Source organism: Neobacillus sp. S1115 (assembly GCF_055385565.1).
The window spans coordinates 5369664-5383656 of record NZ_AP038275.1 but is presented as its reverse complement, the minus strand read 5'-3'; the positions used below and the strand labels follow the sequence as shown (position 1 = coordinate 5383656).

The following is a 13993-nucleotide window of genomic DNA, read 5'->3' as shown; positions in this document are numbered from 1 at the left end:
TAGCCCCTTTTTAGAATTCCTTTGATTTTGACTTCTTTATCATATCTTTTTCAACCAACCCTTCAGTCCATCAACCTTCCCCCACAAATGCGAATGCATCGCAGCATATACAATCGCTTCGTTCTCATCCCCGAAACCGTAATATTCAGGAATTTGATTTGGCAGCTTCTTTTTGTCAGATAGGTAATATAAAACAAACCTATTACTGTTTTTTGCCTGCTTCACCAACGCTTTTGCCTTGATGGTAAAGCCATTCACGAGCAGTTCAAGTAAAAGCTTATTGTAGGCGGTTTCTGTTGTTTCCTCATCAAATTTTCCCAACAATTCCTCGGCTTTTTCAAATACTTCTTTTTCCATGTAAGCCAAAAACAAGGAAGTGCGAACACCCTGATTATCCATTGGGTTCAACCTGAGCAGTTCCTCATAATGCTCAATTGCCTCTTCGATTTTCCCTAACAAAAAGATTGTCTCCGCATAATTAAACTTTGCCCGCATGTACGGTCTTGTTTCAATCAGCCCCCAAAAGTAACCTTCGTTTTCTTTAAAAAACTCTTTGCCGAGATGTTTTTCGCCAACCTGTATGCCATGCCAATACAATCCCGCGGATTCTTCCGGTTCTTGTGCGATATCACCAAGTAAAACAAAAGCATCAACACAATAAGGATTGATATTGATTGCTTCTTGAATGAGGTGGAGAACTTTAACCCCATCTGCACGCAAGGCCTCAAAAACTAATTCCTGAGCACGGTCTTCATTTCGTCTTGAAACCTTCTTGGGCAATTTATCAGGAATATTTATCGTAAAGGTGGAAGCTTTACTTGGGTTTCCTCTACGCCCCTTTTCATCTTTTCCTTTCGGAAACTCAATGACCTCCGCCTCTTCAAACTTTGGTTCCTCGTCACCCCCGTACACAATATTCATCATTTCGCTTATTTCTTGGCTTAGGACATTTTCCATGTCCGATAAGATGGTGGAAATGGACCTCGCGGACACACTGTATATCTGCCCAAGATCCTTTTGTGTGAATACTTTTTCCAACATCGGCATCATTTTTTGCATTAAATAATGCAGCCCGGCGGCATATAGATTCGGGTTCTGAATCCGCTTTTTTCGCTTCTGGCAATAACTAAACCAAAGCACAATCCCTGCGTCCACAACTGGCGCAGGCGTGTCGAAAGCTTCTGCTTGTGCTTTGAAAAGGTCGGCAACTTCCTTGTAAACCGGGGCGGGCCATTCGATGTCATCCGTTTCGATAAGGCCGCCAACCATCGGCAGTTCACTCAAAACTTCAATAAAAAAATCATCCAAATACTGTTGTGGGGACGGATAGTCGGCGGCGATACTGCTATCCTCAATATAAGAAAAAGCAACCTCAGGTTTTAAATCCGGCAAATCAAATGGCGCTGGGAAAAACGTAAAGTTTTGTCCAAATGGTACCAACATACCCAAAAAGAGAGTGCCTTCCTCAAAGTCAGCCGGCGTACCTGTAATAATTGTCTCAAGCTCTTCCCCCGTAAAGCCATCCTCCACTGTCAGCTTGTTGTTTTCAACTTTTAAGACTTTCCCGGCAATCGTTCGACCATTCGTCCATGTTTGAAAAATTTGCTTCAGCTTCGGCCGTTTAATTTTTCCAGCCTCGGCCGCAATAAATTTCTCAATAACTTTTTTTCCGTCATCCAATTCTTCAAAAAGGGAAAACCAGATGGCATGAACCACTTCATAGAATTCCCGTTCTTCTTCATCCTCTAGCTCGAGGCTGCTATACTCCATGAACATTTCAAAATCATCTTCGATTTCCGCGCCAAAATAATTGAACGCAAAATGAATCATTTGCTTCTGCAGCTCGTCGGCTTCACTTTCAAGTAAATGGGTGATGGACACAGCTTCACTTGCCCCGCAGCACTTTTTATACTTTTTTCCGCTCCCGCAAGGACATGGTTCATTCCGGCTTGGTTTCTCCATCTCGCTTTACACCTCTTTTTTCTCTATAAATTCTATATTAACCTGTGCTGCAAATAGCTCCATTAGCCGAAATGCTTGAAAAGATTCGATACTTGGAATCTCTACATAACGGTCTATATTTTCCTCATCATCCCAGTCTATTCCTTCTTCGCCGGTTATGAGTGGGTCTCCGTCATAGGCAACTTGTTTCGTCTCTAAATCCAGGTAAGACTGTCGGATATTGTTCGTTAAATATGTATCAATTAGTTCATCCAATAAATTCATATTTTACACCTGCTCATATTTAATAGTACCATTTTCGACAGATTCATATAGGAAAATACGAAGGTTTTAGGGGATAATTTCTTGATTATCGCTAAAAATGACCAAAAAAACAAATCACACCTTTTTTTGAACTTTTCCCACTTCTCAAGTTATAATGAACAAGGACTTACAAGCATTTAAGGAATACACTATAATAAGCGTTATAACTTTTTAGAGGTGACGAAAATGGAATTAGCGGAAATTCGCAATGAACTTGAAATTACGGCTAAGAAATTAGCGGACTTTAGGGGGTCTCTTTGACCTTGAAAACAAGGAAGCCAGGATTGCAGAGCTAGAGGACGAAATGCTCCACCCCGATTTCTGGAATGATCAAGAAAAGGCCCAGAAAGTAATCAGCGAGGCCAATGGATTGAAGGACCAGGTTCATGAGTTTTATGAACTGCACGAATCATTTGAGAACCTGGAAGTGACCTATGAGCTGGTGAAAGAAGAAAGCGATGTCGAGTTGCAGACCGAACTGGAAGAAGAGCTTCAGCAGTTGACAGACCGGTTAGGTCAATTTGAATTGCAGCTTCTTTTAAGTGAAGAGTACGATAAAAATAATGCCATCCTTGAGCTTCACCCGGGTGCCGGTGGAACAGAGTCACAGGACTGGGGCTCCATGCTGCTAAGAATGTACACAAGGTGGGCCGAGAAAAAGGGCTTTAAGGTAGAAACCCTTGATTATCTTCCGGGTGATGAAGCAGGCATCAAAAGCGTGACCCTCGCTATTAAAGGGCACAATGCCTATGGTTACCTGAAGGCAGAAAAAGGAGTTCACCGCTTGGTAAGGATTTCGCCGTTTGATTCATCAGGCCGGCGGCATACATCTTTTGCATCCTGTGAAGTAATGCCGGAACTAAACAATGATATCGAGGTTGAAATTAGGACGGAGGATTTACGGGTAGATACGTACCGTTCCAGTGGCGCCGGCGGACAGCACGTTAACAAAACAGAATCAGCCATCCGAATTACCCATCTCCCGACCGGCATTGTGGTAAGCTGCCAAACCGAGCGGTCGCAGATTCAAAACCGTGAGCATGCCATGAACATGTTAAGATCTAAACTTTACCAGCGAGAAATTGAAGAGAAGGAAAAGGCGTTGTTGGAAATTCGCGGCGAGCAAAAGGAAATCGGCTGGGGAAGCCAAATTCGCTCTTACGTCTTCCATCCGTATTCCATGGTAAAGGACCATCGTACTAATGCCGAAACTGGTAACGTTCAGGCTGTCATGGATGGAGAATTGGATCAATTTATTAATGCTTACTTACGTTCACGTATTTCATAATAGGAAATAATAATTTTTAAAGCCTTTGTCGACTTAGTTGGCAAAGGCTTTAATTTTGGAAAAATATTTGCGGATCATGGTGGATATAATGAAGATTAATGAGCGGTCTGATTGATTTATGATTATTTCGTAGAGGTTATTTTTTAGAGCCAGAAATTAATTCAAACATTTTATCATGGCTTTCCAGTTTATCTTCGATACGTCGGAAATGGCTTCTAAATTCCGAAGCGTTGTTTTTTACTGTTTCTTCTAGAGATTGAATCCGATCTTCAATTCTGTCAAAACGAGAGTTCATGAGGCTGAATTGCTGGTTTACTTGATCAAATTGCTGGTCTATTTTGGCAAACCGCTGGTCTATTTTGGCAAATTGCTGATTCATCTGGTCCATCATTTGTTTTATTAATTGTTCCATCGTGTTCACCTCCTCATTTAAAAATGATAACATAATTTGCCCCCAGCATTCGACAAGTACTTAACTCATTTGGGAAATTAGACTCAAAAATTCTTATCTCTAATGAATTCGACGTAAGAAGCAAATGCTAAATAAAAATTTATCCCTTTATCGCGTTAACCTAATGCCATTTACACCATATTTTTCCCATGCTATACTCTCAATCGGAATTTAATAAGAGAGGTATCATTTCATGAATATATTGAGCAATTTAACAAACACTTATCCAAAAACTAGAATCGCCGCCGACTACCTTTTTGTTCTGGTCGGTGCAGCCATTATTGCGATTACGTTCAACGTTTTTCTCTTGCCAAACCAAATTGCCTCGGGCGGGGTCAGCGGCATCAGCACTATTTTAAAATCTGTGCTCGGCCTTGAGCCCGCCTACGTCCAATGGGCTTTCAATATTCCATTGTTTATCGCTGGAGTTATGTTGCTTGGAAAACAATTTGGCGTCAAAACACTAGCTGGAACTGTTTTTCTACCATTTGTAGTTTTTTTAACAAAAGGTTGGGAACCGTGGACTCATGATGCATTGCTTGGTGCCTTGTTCGGCGGGATTGGCGTTGGTTTTGGTCTTGGGATTGTCTTTAGAGGAAATGCATCGACTGGCGGAACAGACCTTGCCGCACAGATCATTAATAAATACACGGGTTTTACTCTAGGTAGATGTGTCGTTATGATTGACGGCCTCATCGTTCTCACAGCGGCCATCGTTTTTGATATTGAAAAAGCCTTATATGCCTTAATCGGACTGTATGTAACCAGCAAAACCATTGATTTGGTTCAGGTCGGTTTTGGCCGGTCAAAGATGGCGATGATAATTACAAATAAGCAAGAAGAAGTTCGTACAGGAATTTTGCATAAAATAGACCGTGGTGTGACAAAACTATCAGCATACGGTGGTTTCACCGAGCATGAACGCCCAGTTTTGATGTGTGTGGTGGATCAAACGGAGTTCACAAAATTGAAACAATTGGTCAAAACCCTTGACCCGTCTGCATTTATCGTGGTTATGGATGCTTCAGAGGTGTTAGGGGAGGGTTTCAAACGCCCATAACATTGGTATAATTAATCAGTGATGGGATTATTTACATTAGGGGGAGTAACAATGAAGAAAAAGTTGCTAACGTTGTTATTAGGAACATCATTAGTAATGGGACTCGCTGCTTGTGGCGGCGGCGGGGACAAGGACACTGGCGGCGGTGGTAAAGACACTGCAACCGGTGATGAAGCTGCTAAAATCTTTGATCAAAAATGCTCTAGCTGCCATGGGGGAGACCTTAAAGGCGGAGTAGGACCTAACCTAACAAAGGTTGGCTCTAAGTACTCCAAGGATGAAATCCTAGATATCATTCATAATGGCCGCGGCGGAATGCCTGCAGGCGTCATTACTGGTGATGATGCTGACAAAGTGGCTGAATGGCTATCTGCGAAAAAGTAAATAAACCTATGAAACGCTCTGTTCCTTAACAGGGCGTTTTAATTTTTTTACCCCTGGAAATTTTCTAAATATAACCACCTTTTCCAGATTCCCCTTCCCCCTAATGCTTGGACATTCAAATTATGTATGTTATCCTAATATGGTCCGTAAAGGAAATTCGACAAAAGAACATGTATTTACTAAAAATATTGTTATATGAAAAAAACATGTCTCTTTTTGTTGTTTTGAAAAGAAACTGTAATATAAATACTACTTTTTTTGACAAATTATGATGTTATAATATTATCATGCAGAAATATGCATATAGTTGTAGTTATTTTGGCCGTATTGTCGAAATTTGTAAAACAAACTTAAAACAATAGGTGATTTTATATGATAGAAATGCAGGAAGTATACAAAAAATATCCGAATGGTGTTTCTGCTATCAATGGGATTGACGTCCGGATTAATCAAGGTGAATTTGTTTATGTCGTCGGGCCAAGTGGTGCCGGCAAATCTACATTTATTAAAATGATGTACCGCGAAGAAATTCCAACCTCTGGAACAATCACGATCAATGGAGCGAATCTTGCGAAGTTAAAGATGAGCAAAGTTCCGTTATTCCGTCGTAACCTTGGCGTCGTCTTCCAGGACTTTAAACTACTCCCAAGTCTAACAGTCTATGAAAATGTGGCATTCGCTTTAGAGGTTATTGAGGCGCAGCCAAAGGTAATCAAGAAGCGTGTCATGGAAGTTATGGACCTTGTTGGCTTGAAGCATAAAATTAAAATGCTTCCTTCCGAGCTTTCCGGCGGTGAGCAGCAACGTATTTCGATTGCCCGCTCCATTGTTAACTCACCAAGACTCGTTATTGCCGATGAGCCGACAGGGAACCTTGACCCTGATACATCATGGGAGATCATGAAGATTTTTGAAGAAATCAATAATCGCGGCACAACTGTCGTGATGGCAACCCACAACAAAGAGATTGTTAATACTTTAAAGCATCGCGTCATCGCCATTGAAGGCGGAAGAATTGCGCGTGATGAACAAAGAGGTGAATACGGTTATGAAAATTAGAACAATTGGCCGTCACGCCCGGGAAAGCTTAAAAAGTATTAAAAGAAACGGCTGGATGACATTTGCGTCAGTGGGTGCCGTTACCGTTACCCTTATCTTAGTCGGTGTCTTTTTTGTGATTATGATGAATTTAAATAAAGTGGCCGATACGATTGAAGAGGACGTGCAAATCCGCGTTCATATCGATGTTGCTGCTAACAAACAGGATCAGGATGCCTTGAAGGCACAGATTCAGGCCATTCCTGAGGTGAAAAGTGTCAAATTTTCTCCTAAGGAACAAGAATTGAAAGATTTAGTTCAGAGCATGGGTGAAGAAGGGAAAGCCTTTAAGCTTTTTGAACAGGATAACCCTTTAAATGACGTGTTTATTGTAAAAACAAAAAATCCAACCGACACGATGAAGGCGGCGAAAAAAGTGGAAAAGCTCCATTATGTCGCCAAGGTCAAATACGGTCAGGACAAGGTTGAAAAACTATTTAAGTTCATTAAAGCCAGCCGAAATGTCGGAGTTGTGTTAATCCTAGGCTTGTTCTTTACGGCGATCTTCCTTATTTCCAATACGATCAAAATTACGATTATTGCGAGAAGAAGAGAAATTAAGATTATGAGGCTGGTAGGAGCAACAAACTCCTTTATTCGCTGGCCGTTCTTCCTCGAAGGGTTATGGCTTGGAATTATCGGTTCAATCTTGCCGATCATCTTAATCGGCATCGCTTATTACCGAGCCTACGATTATATTAGCCCTAAGCTGGTTGGGACATTTATCAAAATCCTTCCGTTTGATCCATTCTTCTACCAAGTTGCCGGTATCCTCCTATTAATGGGTGCTTTTATCGGAGTTTGGGGCAGTGTCATGTCGGTAAGGAAATTTTTAAAAGTTTAATAAGATCAGGAGGGAACCGTATATTGTTCCTTCCTGATTTTGTGTGTTTAATAGAATCATTTGAAAAATAGGGACGATTAACCGATGAGCGAGAGAAACGAGGGAGAAATCGGAATGAAGAAGACGATAATTACGCTGACCGCTGCTGCCACCGTCGGACTTGGGACTGTCCTTGGAGGCTTGCCGCTGACAACAGAAGCAGCCTCTATTTCCAGTCTGAAGGGTGAGCAGAATAAGATCCACAGCCAGCGGTCCGAACTTAAATCAGGAATTAACGATGCGAATGCAAAAATTAATGATCTGCAAAATCAAGAAAACAATGTTCACAATGAAATTAGCCGTCTTGAAGCTGCTATGAACGACACAACGAGTAAAATCAATCAAAAAAATGCAAAGATTGACGAAACAAAGGCTGAAGTCGCCAAGTTTCAGGAAGATATAAAGGCCTTGCAGGAACGGATTGAAAAACGTAATGTCCTTTTGAAGGACCGGGTCCGCAGTTATCAGGCAAATGGAACTGTCATAAATTATCTGGATGTTTTGCTGGGGTCGCAGAGTTTTAGTGACTTTATCGACCGGGCAAGCGCGGTAGCCACATTCATGCAGGCAGACCAGGATATTTTAAAGCAACACGAGGCTGACAAAGCTGAAGTGGAAGAAAAGCAGAAAAAAGTAGAATCTGATCTTGCTAGTTTAGAAACGATGGTCGCTGATTTGAAAAAGATGAACGAGCAATTAAGCGCACAACGTGCTGAAAAAGATAATTTATTGGCTGCAATAGCTGACGAAAAAGCAGAAGCACAGGAATATGTAGTGGACATGCAGGAGCAGGAGCAAATTCTTGCTGCTCAGGAGGCTGCAATTCAAAGATCCATTAAATCCCAGGAAGCTGCCGCCGCCGCTGCAGCAGCAGCTGCGGCAGCGGCTAAGACGTCCGGCAATGGCAGTAGTACTACTGCAGCACCACCAGTTTCAGGAGGCAGCTTTACAAGGCCGGCTGCGGGTGTCATTACTTCGGGATTCGGCGGAAGGGGCGGCAGCTTCCACTACGGCGTCGACATTGCCAAGGCGGGCTCTGTGCCGATTGTAGCCGCTGCCGATGGGGAAGTGTATGTATCCCATTTCTCAAGCAGTTATGGTAACGTCGTTTACATTTTGCATAATATCAATGGTCAGTATTATACAACCGTTTATGCGCATATGAGCACGAGAATGGTTGGCGAAGGCACTACCGTGACGAAGGGCCAGCAAATCGGACTTATGGGTAATACCGGCGACTCCCACGGCCAGCACTTGCACTTCGAGCTATACAGAGGCAAATGGCAATATCACGCGGCCATCAATCCGGTGGGAATTGTGCCGTTGTAAACATAATAACTTAAACAGGCGGGGCAGAGGCTCCGCCTGTTTTTTTCCTAATGGGACGTATAAATTCAACTTTGCCTCGTGAACCATCCTAACGGACTCGCCAAACGGCGAGTTTTCATTTATCCTCTCTGCCACTCATAACTCGTCCATTCCTTACATATATCTTAATAATCGGGCAGGAATTCGGAGCCTTTTTAGAAAATAGATTATTAGGCGTACTATATGAGGAGGACCTTTGAATGAATCGAAAATGGATAGCCTTGATGATGGCAGGGTCGCTGATAACAGGGGCAGGTGGCACATATGCGAGTATGCAGTTTTTAGAGAAAAAGGATGCATCCTCCCAGCTAGAACAGGCATTGATCCCGCAAAACAAGCCTAAAGCTGCCGATGTCCAGACGGCGGCATCCGAAACGGAAGCCAAGGATTTGAAAAAGGTGGAGAAGGCTTATGAACTAATCCTAGACAACTATGTCGAAAAAGTAGACCAAGATAAGCTGGTCGAGGGCGCCATCCAAGGGATGCTTTCGGTATTAAAGGATCCATATTCTGTTTATATGGATAAGGATACAGCCAAGCAATTTACACAAACCTTGGAATCCTCCTTCGAAGGAATTGGTGCCGAAGTGGGAATGGTCGACGGCAAAATTGTCATTGTCTCGCCTTTTAAAAATTCACCTGCTGAAAAAGCAGGAATCAAGCCGAATGATCAAATTTTAAAGGTGGACGGGGACTCTGTTGAAGGACTCGACCTGAATAAAGCGACGCTCAAAATTCGCGGCAAAAAGGGGACAACCGTCACTTTGGAGATTGGCAGAAAAGGCCTCAAGGAACCATTGACAGTAAAAGTAAAGCGCGATGAAATTCCGCTTGAGACTGTCCATTCTTCCGTCAAAAAGCAGGACGGCAAAAAAGTCGGCTACATCGAGATTACTTCTTTTTCCGATCAAACAGATGAAGATTTTAAAAAGAGCTTAAAAGAGTTAGAAGATGACAAAATTAAAGGACTCGTGCTAGATGTGCGCGGCAACCCAGGCGGACTCCTCGAGAGTGTTGACGAGATTTTAAAAGAGTTTATTCCAAACGATAAGCCGTACGTTCAAATTCAGGAGAGAAACGGCGATAAGAGGCGCTTTTTTTCATCGATAACCGAGAAAAAGCCGTATCCGGTAGTCGTTCTTACAAACAAAGGCAGTGCTTCAGCCTCGGAAATTTTAGCTGGAGCGTTAAAGGAAGCGGCCGGCTACCCGATTGTCGGCGAGAAAACATTCGGCAAGGGAACTGTTCAGCAGGCGATGCCGATGGAGGACGGCAGCAACATCAAGCTGACATTATATAAATGGCTGACTCCGGATGGAAATTGGATTCATAAGAAGGGAATCAAGCCAGATGTGGCCGTTAAGCAGCCGGTTATCTTCTCTACTCATCCGCTTCAGATTGAAAAGCCGCTTGTTAAGGACATGAACAATGAACAGGTGAAGAACGCTCAGGAAATTCTTGACGGATTGGGGCTTGCTCCAGGGCGGACTGATGGTTATTTCAGTGAGGAAACTGCAGCAGCCGTGAAAGGCTTCCAGCAAAATCACGACCTTCCTGCAACTGGGAAAATTGATGCGAAAACGGCCTCCAAACTAGAGGAAGCCGCGATGAAAGAAATGAAAAAAGAGAAAAACGACCTGCAGCTGCAAGCGGCGTTGAGACTGGCGGCGAAATAGGGTATCTTTTTAGAGCAGAGCAGCGGCCCTTGATCTTGATCGGGGGCTGCTGCTTTTTTGTGCTCCTGAATCTGGTGTTTGGCGGATAACATTCGTATTTTGGCGGATAGCTCTATCAGGTTGGCGGATATATGGTCAGATTCGGCGGATAATAACTTCACAAGATTGGCTGATATCCAGTCAGATTCGGCGGATAACCGCAATCAGACAAAAAACCTGACCGCTCCAAAATAACTATTTTAAAAGTTTCTATAATCTAGCAATATGTTTTATGGTTTTAATTTGGTAAAATAAAACTTAGAGACTTTTAAATTCCATTACTAGAAACTTTGATAGAGGCAGGTGACAGGATTTGGTACAAATATGGCTTGTGGAACTTCTCAAAGGGACAGGCAAGTTATTTCTTCATCCTGTTTTATACTATCTCGTTTTCCTTGCAGGAATCTTGGGTGTGATGAGGGTAAAACGTGAACGGAAAAATTTCCATGTTCGGGCGGAGGATGCCTATTTTGAGCTGCGGCAGCTGTTTCCTCTCGGGCTTATCATCGGTCTTATTCTGTCGGTCATTGTAGTCGCCGTGGGAATCACTGTGCCCTTTGCGGCAATCCTGCTAATCGCGGGGACGACCCTTTTGTGGTCATTGACCACCAATGTCCGCTGGATGTCACCGGCTTACACGGTCGGGGCTGCATTCTTTGCGGTTATCCTGTTTGCACAAAACAATTGGTCGATTCCGTTTTTTTCAAAAGCCTTTAACCAGATTAGTGACAGGATTTATCCATCCATCGTGGTCATTTTGGGTTTCCTCATAATCGCTGAAGGGATCCTTATTTTAAAAAATGGTACCAAGGGGACTTCACCAAAGCTGGTTAAGAGCAAACGCGGCCAAAGCATTGGTGCCCATGAGGTGAAGCGCCTCTGGATGCTTCCCATGCTTATGCTGGTACCAGGAAATGCGTTAAAACTGCCATTCGATTGGTGGCCGGTATTCCATTTGGGTGTTACAGACTATTCTCTTATTCTAGTACCCTTCGCCATCAGCTTTCATCAGCAAATCAAAGGGATGCTTCCAAGCGAAGCCGTTAAAAAGCATGGCCGTCAAGTCATTACGCTTGGTGTGTTGATTACCTTGCTTTCAGTCGCGGGCTATTGGTATCCGCTCAGCTCGATTGTGACGGTCGGACTTGCCGTCATCGGCCGGGAAGCTATATCATTATTCGCTTACTTAAAGGATGACAACAAACCAGTTTATTTTTCGAAAAAAAATAACGGCTTGATGATCATTGGCATCATTCCGCAATCGCCGGCAGATAAAATGGGTCTCAAGGTCGGGGAAACCATTGCGAAAGTGAACGGAATGCAAATTCGTGATGAGTCAACATTTTATGAGGCGCTCCAAAAGAATCGTGCCCATTGCAAGCTTGACGTTCTCGATACAAACGGCGAGATCCGCTTCGTCCAGCGCGCCCTTTTCGAGGGTGAACACCATGAACTCGGAATCCTTTTTGTACAGGAACAACGGAAATATGGGAAAAAGACAGGGTAATGCTATAAAAATGGAGAAAGCCGAGGGAAACTGAATCCCTCGGCTTTCCTTTTTCTACAAGGTACGGTACTTTTTCAACGCAAAGATATTTAGCACGATAAAGATGGCGGCAAAGATGACAAGTGCTGTGAGGTCTCCCGAAATATCACCGAGTCCGGCGCCTTTATACATAACACTTTTCAAGGCATCGCCGGCATAATACATTGGCATGACTTTGGCGATGGCCTGCAGCCAATTGGCCATTCCCTCAAGCGGGAAAATTCCGGCAAAAAACACTTGTGGGACGACGGCGATCGGGATAAATTGCATCATTTGAAACTCAGAAGAGGCAAAGGATGATAATAAAATCCCTAAGGAAAGTGCCACCAGCGCTAACAGTAAATTAATCAAAATCACATGAAAGATGGAACCGACCAGGACGATATCGAGAACATTTATAGAGTATAGGACAACAATAATGGTTTGAATGACGGCAAAAATCCCATAGCCAACCAGGTAGGCCGTAACTATTTCTGCACGGCGGATCGGTGTCGACATCAGCCGCTCCAGCGTTCCTGTTGTACGTTCGCGCAGCAAGCCGATCCCGGAAATAATAAAAACAAAAAAGAATACAAAGAAGCCAACCAGAATCGGACTCAGGACATCAAAAAAGACTGTGTCCGTATCTCCATAGACATATTTAGTTTCCATCTTTTGTCCCACTATACCCGCCAATGCCGGGTTCTGCTGAATGAGTTTTGCCTGAACAAGCGATGCGGCTGCTTGGTTGACCTTCATTTGCAAGGCCTTTGCCTTGGATGGGTCATCGTTCTGCAGTGTTAATTTCATTTTTCCATTTTCCTGTTCGAGCAGACCGTCAAGGTTATCGTCCGTAATGGTGTTTTTGGCGGCTTTATCATATTCCTTTACGGTAATGTCCGCCTTTTTGAGGACTGTAACAAGACTCTCATCAATGTTGACCACACCTAATTTCGGATCAACCGTATTGCCGTTAAATAAAAAGAACATTAGGGTCAGTATTAGTAACGGGGCGACAAACATTAACCCCAGCGTCCGTTTATCACGGAGCAGCTGCTGGGCAATTCTTTTAATCAGGGCTGTAATCCTCATGACTGCTTCACCCCCGCTTTTAAAAATACTTCATCAAACCGTTCTACTTGGTATTTCTCCTTTAATTCTGCCGGCGTGCCACTTGTTAAAATTCGACCATCGCGAACCATCGCAACATAATCGCATCTTTCCGCTTCATCCATCACATGGGTGGTCACGATAATGGTTTTTCCCTCAGCGTTTTTCAACCGCAGCAGCTCATTCCAGATTGATAGTTTTAACTCTGGGTCAATCCCAACAGTCGGCTCGTCGAGGATTAAAATTTTCGGATCCTGAATCAAGGCAATCGCGAGCGACAATCGCCGCTTCATTCCCCCGGAATAAGCGGACACCCGTTTTTTTAGGTCGTCCGTCAAGTTGACCAACCCGGAAGCGTAAGCAATCCGATTTTTCTGTTCATCTTTTTTTAATTTGTAGAGCGATGCGAAAAATTTCAAATTCTCTTCTCCAGTAAGCTCGGCATATAGGGCATCAGATTGGGCCATGTAGCCAATTTCCTGGAGGATGTCGAGATTCGGCATTTTTGTGTTCAAAACCTGGATTTCACCGTTATCGGCTTTTTCCATCCCGACAATCATTTTGACAAGTGTGGTTTTCCCTGCTCCCGATGGCCCGATGAGTCCGTATAATTGCCCTTTTTCAATTGAAAGGTCTACATTCTGGAGAACTGCTTTTTTGCTAAAGCTTTTACTGACGTTTTCAACTTTTATGGCTGGATTCATCTTAATGATCCCCCCTTAATCAACACATTGTTGAGTTTCTATATATCCATATTAAAATGCCGACAGGGCAATTACAATGAACAATATGAGGCAAAGTGTTGATTGTTATAGAAATAGCCCGTAAAACCACGCGGGCTTGCCC

13 protein-coding genes are annotated in these 13993 nt (G+C 43.3%); 8 read left to right on the top strand and 5 right to left on the bottom strand.

The features are described from left to right. Window positions 1–39: 39 nt before the first annotated feature. Both ACZ5B7_RS26535 and ACZ5B7_RS26530 read right to left on the bottom strand, forming a co-directional pair. Complete coding sequence (locus ACZ5B7_RS26535) at window positions 40–1962, bottom strand: YecA family protein (protein ID WP_464491570.1); 1923 nt, start codon at window positions 1960–1962, stop codon at window positions 40–42. Between the two features lie 6 nt (window positions 1963–1968). After that, window positions 1969–2226: a hypothetical protein gene (locus tag ACZ5B7_RS26530; RefSeq protein WP_464491569.1), complete on the bottom strand. Its 258-nt coding sequence runs from the start codon at window positions 2224–2226 to the stop codon at window positions 1969–1971. A 225-nt stretch (window positions 2227–2451) separates the two neighbouring features. Here ACZ5B7_RS26530 and prfB point away from each other — a divergent pair. Beyond that, window positions 2452–3553 (top strand): peptide chain release factor 2 gene (prfB, locus tag ACZ5B7_RS26525; protein WP_464491568.1). Its coding sequence is split into 2 segments (ribosomal slippage): window positions 2452–2523 and window positions 2525–3553, totalling 1101 coding nucleotides; the frame shifts between segments, so codons are not numbered across the junction. Between the two features lie 136 nt (window positions 3554–3689). Here prfB and ACZ5B7_RS26520 read toward each other — a convergent pair. Then, window positions 3690–3965: a hypothetical protein gene (locus ACZ5B7_RS26520; protein ID WP_464491567.1), complete on the bottom strand. Its 276-nt coding sequence runs from the start codon at window positions 3963–3965 to the stop codon at window positions 3690–3692. Between the two features lie 232 nt (window positions 3966–4197). On the opposite strand from ACZ5B7_RS26520, the gene ACZ5B7_RS26515 reads away from it, so the two are divergent. From ACZ5B7_RS26515 to ACZ5B7_RS26485, 7 genes are all read left to right on the top strand, one after another. Next, window positions 4198–5064, top strand: coding sequence for a YitT family protein (locus tag ACZ5B7_RS26515; RefSeq protein WP_464491566.1), 867 nt, complete (start codon window positions 4198–4200; stop codon window positions 5062–5064). Window positions 5065–5115: 51 nt separating this feature from the next. After that, complete coding sequence (gene cccB, locus ACZ5B7_RS26510; RefSeq protein WP_213144114.1) at window positions 5116–5448, top strand: cytochrome c551; 333 nt, start codon at window positions 5116–5118, stop codon at window positions 5446–5448. Window positions 5449–5820: 372 nt separating this feature from the next. After that, entirely contained in the window at window positions 5821–6507 is a 687-nt protein-coding gene (gene ftsE / locus ACZ5B7_RS26505; protein ID WP_464491565.1) for a cell division ATP-binding protein FtsE, read from the top strand. Continuing rightward, complete coding sequence (gene ftsX, locus ACZ5B7_RS26500) at window positions 6497–7390, top strand: permease-like cell division protein FtsX (protein ID WP_423799657.1); 894 nt, start codon at window positions 6497–6499, stop codon at window positions 7388–7390. The genes ftsE and ftsX overlap by 11 nt, the downstream gene beginning before the upstream one ends. Before the next feature lie 114 nt (window positions 7391–7504). Further along, entirely contained in the window at window positions 7505–8758 is a 1254-nt protein-coding gene (locus ACZ5B7_RS26495; RefSeq protein ID WP_464491564.1) for a murein hydrolase activator EnvC family protein, read from the top strand. A 239-nt stretch (window positions 8759–8997) separates the two neighbouring features. Continuing rightward, complete coding sequence (locus ACZ5B7_RS26490) at window positions 8998–10473, top strand: S41 family peptidase (protein ID WP_464491563.1); 1476 nt, start codon at window positions 8998–9000, stop codon at window positions 10471–10473. A gap of 352 nt (window positions 10474–10825) precedes the next feature. Continuing rightward, window positions 10826–12019 carry a PDZ domain-containing protein gene (locus ACZ5B7_RS26485; RefSeq protein WP_464491562.1) on the top strand — a complete coding sequence of 398 codons (1194 nt, stop codon included), beginning with the start codon at window positions 10826–10828 and terminating at the stop codon, window positions 12017–12019. 54 nt (window positions 12020–12073) lie between these two features. On the opposite strand, the gene ACZ5B7_RS26480 is transcribed toward ACZ5B7_RS26485, so the two are convergent. Both ACZ5B7_RS26480 and ACZ5B7_RS26475 read right to left on the bottom strand, forming a co-directional pair. Further along, a complete protein-coding gene (locus ACZ5B7_RS26480; RefSeq protein WP_464491561.1) occupies window positions 12074–13129 on the bottom strand; it encodes an ABC transporter permease in 1056 nt (351 codons plus the stop codon). Beyond that, on the bottom strand, window positions 13126–13851 hold the full coding sequence (locus ACZ5B7_RS26475; protein ID WP_464491560.1) for an ABC transporter ATP-binding protein: 726 nt from the start codon (window positions 13849–13851) through the stop codon (window positions 13126–13128). The genes ACZ5B7_RS26480 and ACZ5B7_RS26475 overlap by 4 nt, the downstream gene beginning before the upstream one ends. Between the last annotated feature and the right edge of the window lie 142 nt (window positions 13852–13993).

Bases quoted from the DNA above. Each gene is read 5' to 3' on its own strand.
- ACZ5B7_RS26535 (WP_464491570.1), bottom strand. From the start codon at position 1,962: ATGGAGAAACCAAGCCGGAATGAACCATGTCCTTGCGGGAGCGGAAAA.
- ACZ5B7_RS26530 (WP_464491569.1), bottom strand. From the start codon at position 2,226: ATGAATTTATTGGATGAACTAATTGATACATATTTAACGAACAATATC.
- ACZ5B7_RS26520 (WP_464491567.1), bottom strand. From the start codon at position 3,965: ATGGAACAATTAATAAAACAAATGATGGACCAGATGAATCAGCAATTT.
- ACZ5B7_RS26515 (WP_464491566.1), top strand. From the start codon at position 4,198: ATGAATATATTGAGCAATTTAACAAACACTTATCCAAAAACTAGAATC.
- cccB (WP_213144114.1), top strand. From the start codon at position 5,116: ATGAAGAAAAAGTTGCTAACGTTGTTATTAGGAACATCATTAGTAATG.
- ftsE (WP_464491565.1), top strand. From the start codon at position 5,821: ATGATAGAAATGCAGGAAGTATACAAAAAATATCCGAATGGTGTTTCT.
- ftsX (WP_423799657.1), top strand. From the start codon at position 6,497: ATGAAAATTAGAACAATTGGCCGTCACGCCCGGGAAAGCTTAAAAAGT.
- ACZ5B7_RS26495 (WP_464491564.1), top strand. From the start codon at position 7,505: ATGAAGAAGACGATAATTACGCTGACCGCTGCTGCCACCGTCGGACTT.
- ACZ5B7_RS26490 (WP_464491563.1), top strand. From the start codon at position 8,998: ATGAATCGAAAATGGATAGCCTTGATGATGGCAGGGTCGCTGATAACA.
- ACZ5B7_RS26480 (WP_464491561.1), bottom strand. From the start codon at position 13,129: ATGAGGATTACAGCCCTGATTAAAAGAATTGCCCAGCAGCTGCTCCGT.
- ACZ5B7_RS26475 (WP_464491560.1), bottom strand. From the start codon at position 13,851: ATGAATCCAGCCATAAAAGTTGAAAACGTCAGTAAAAGCTTTAGCAAA.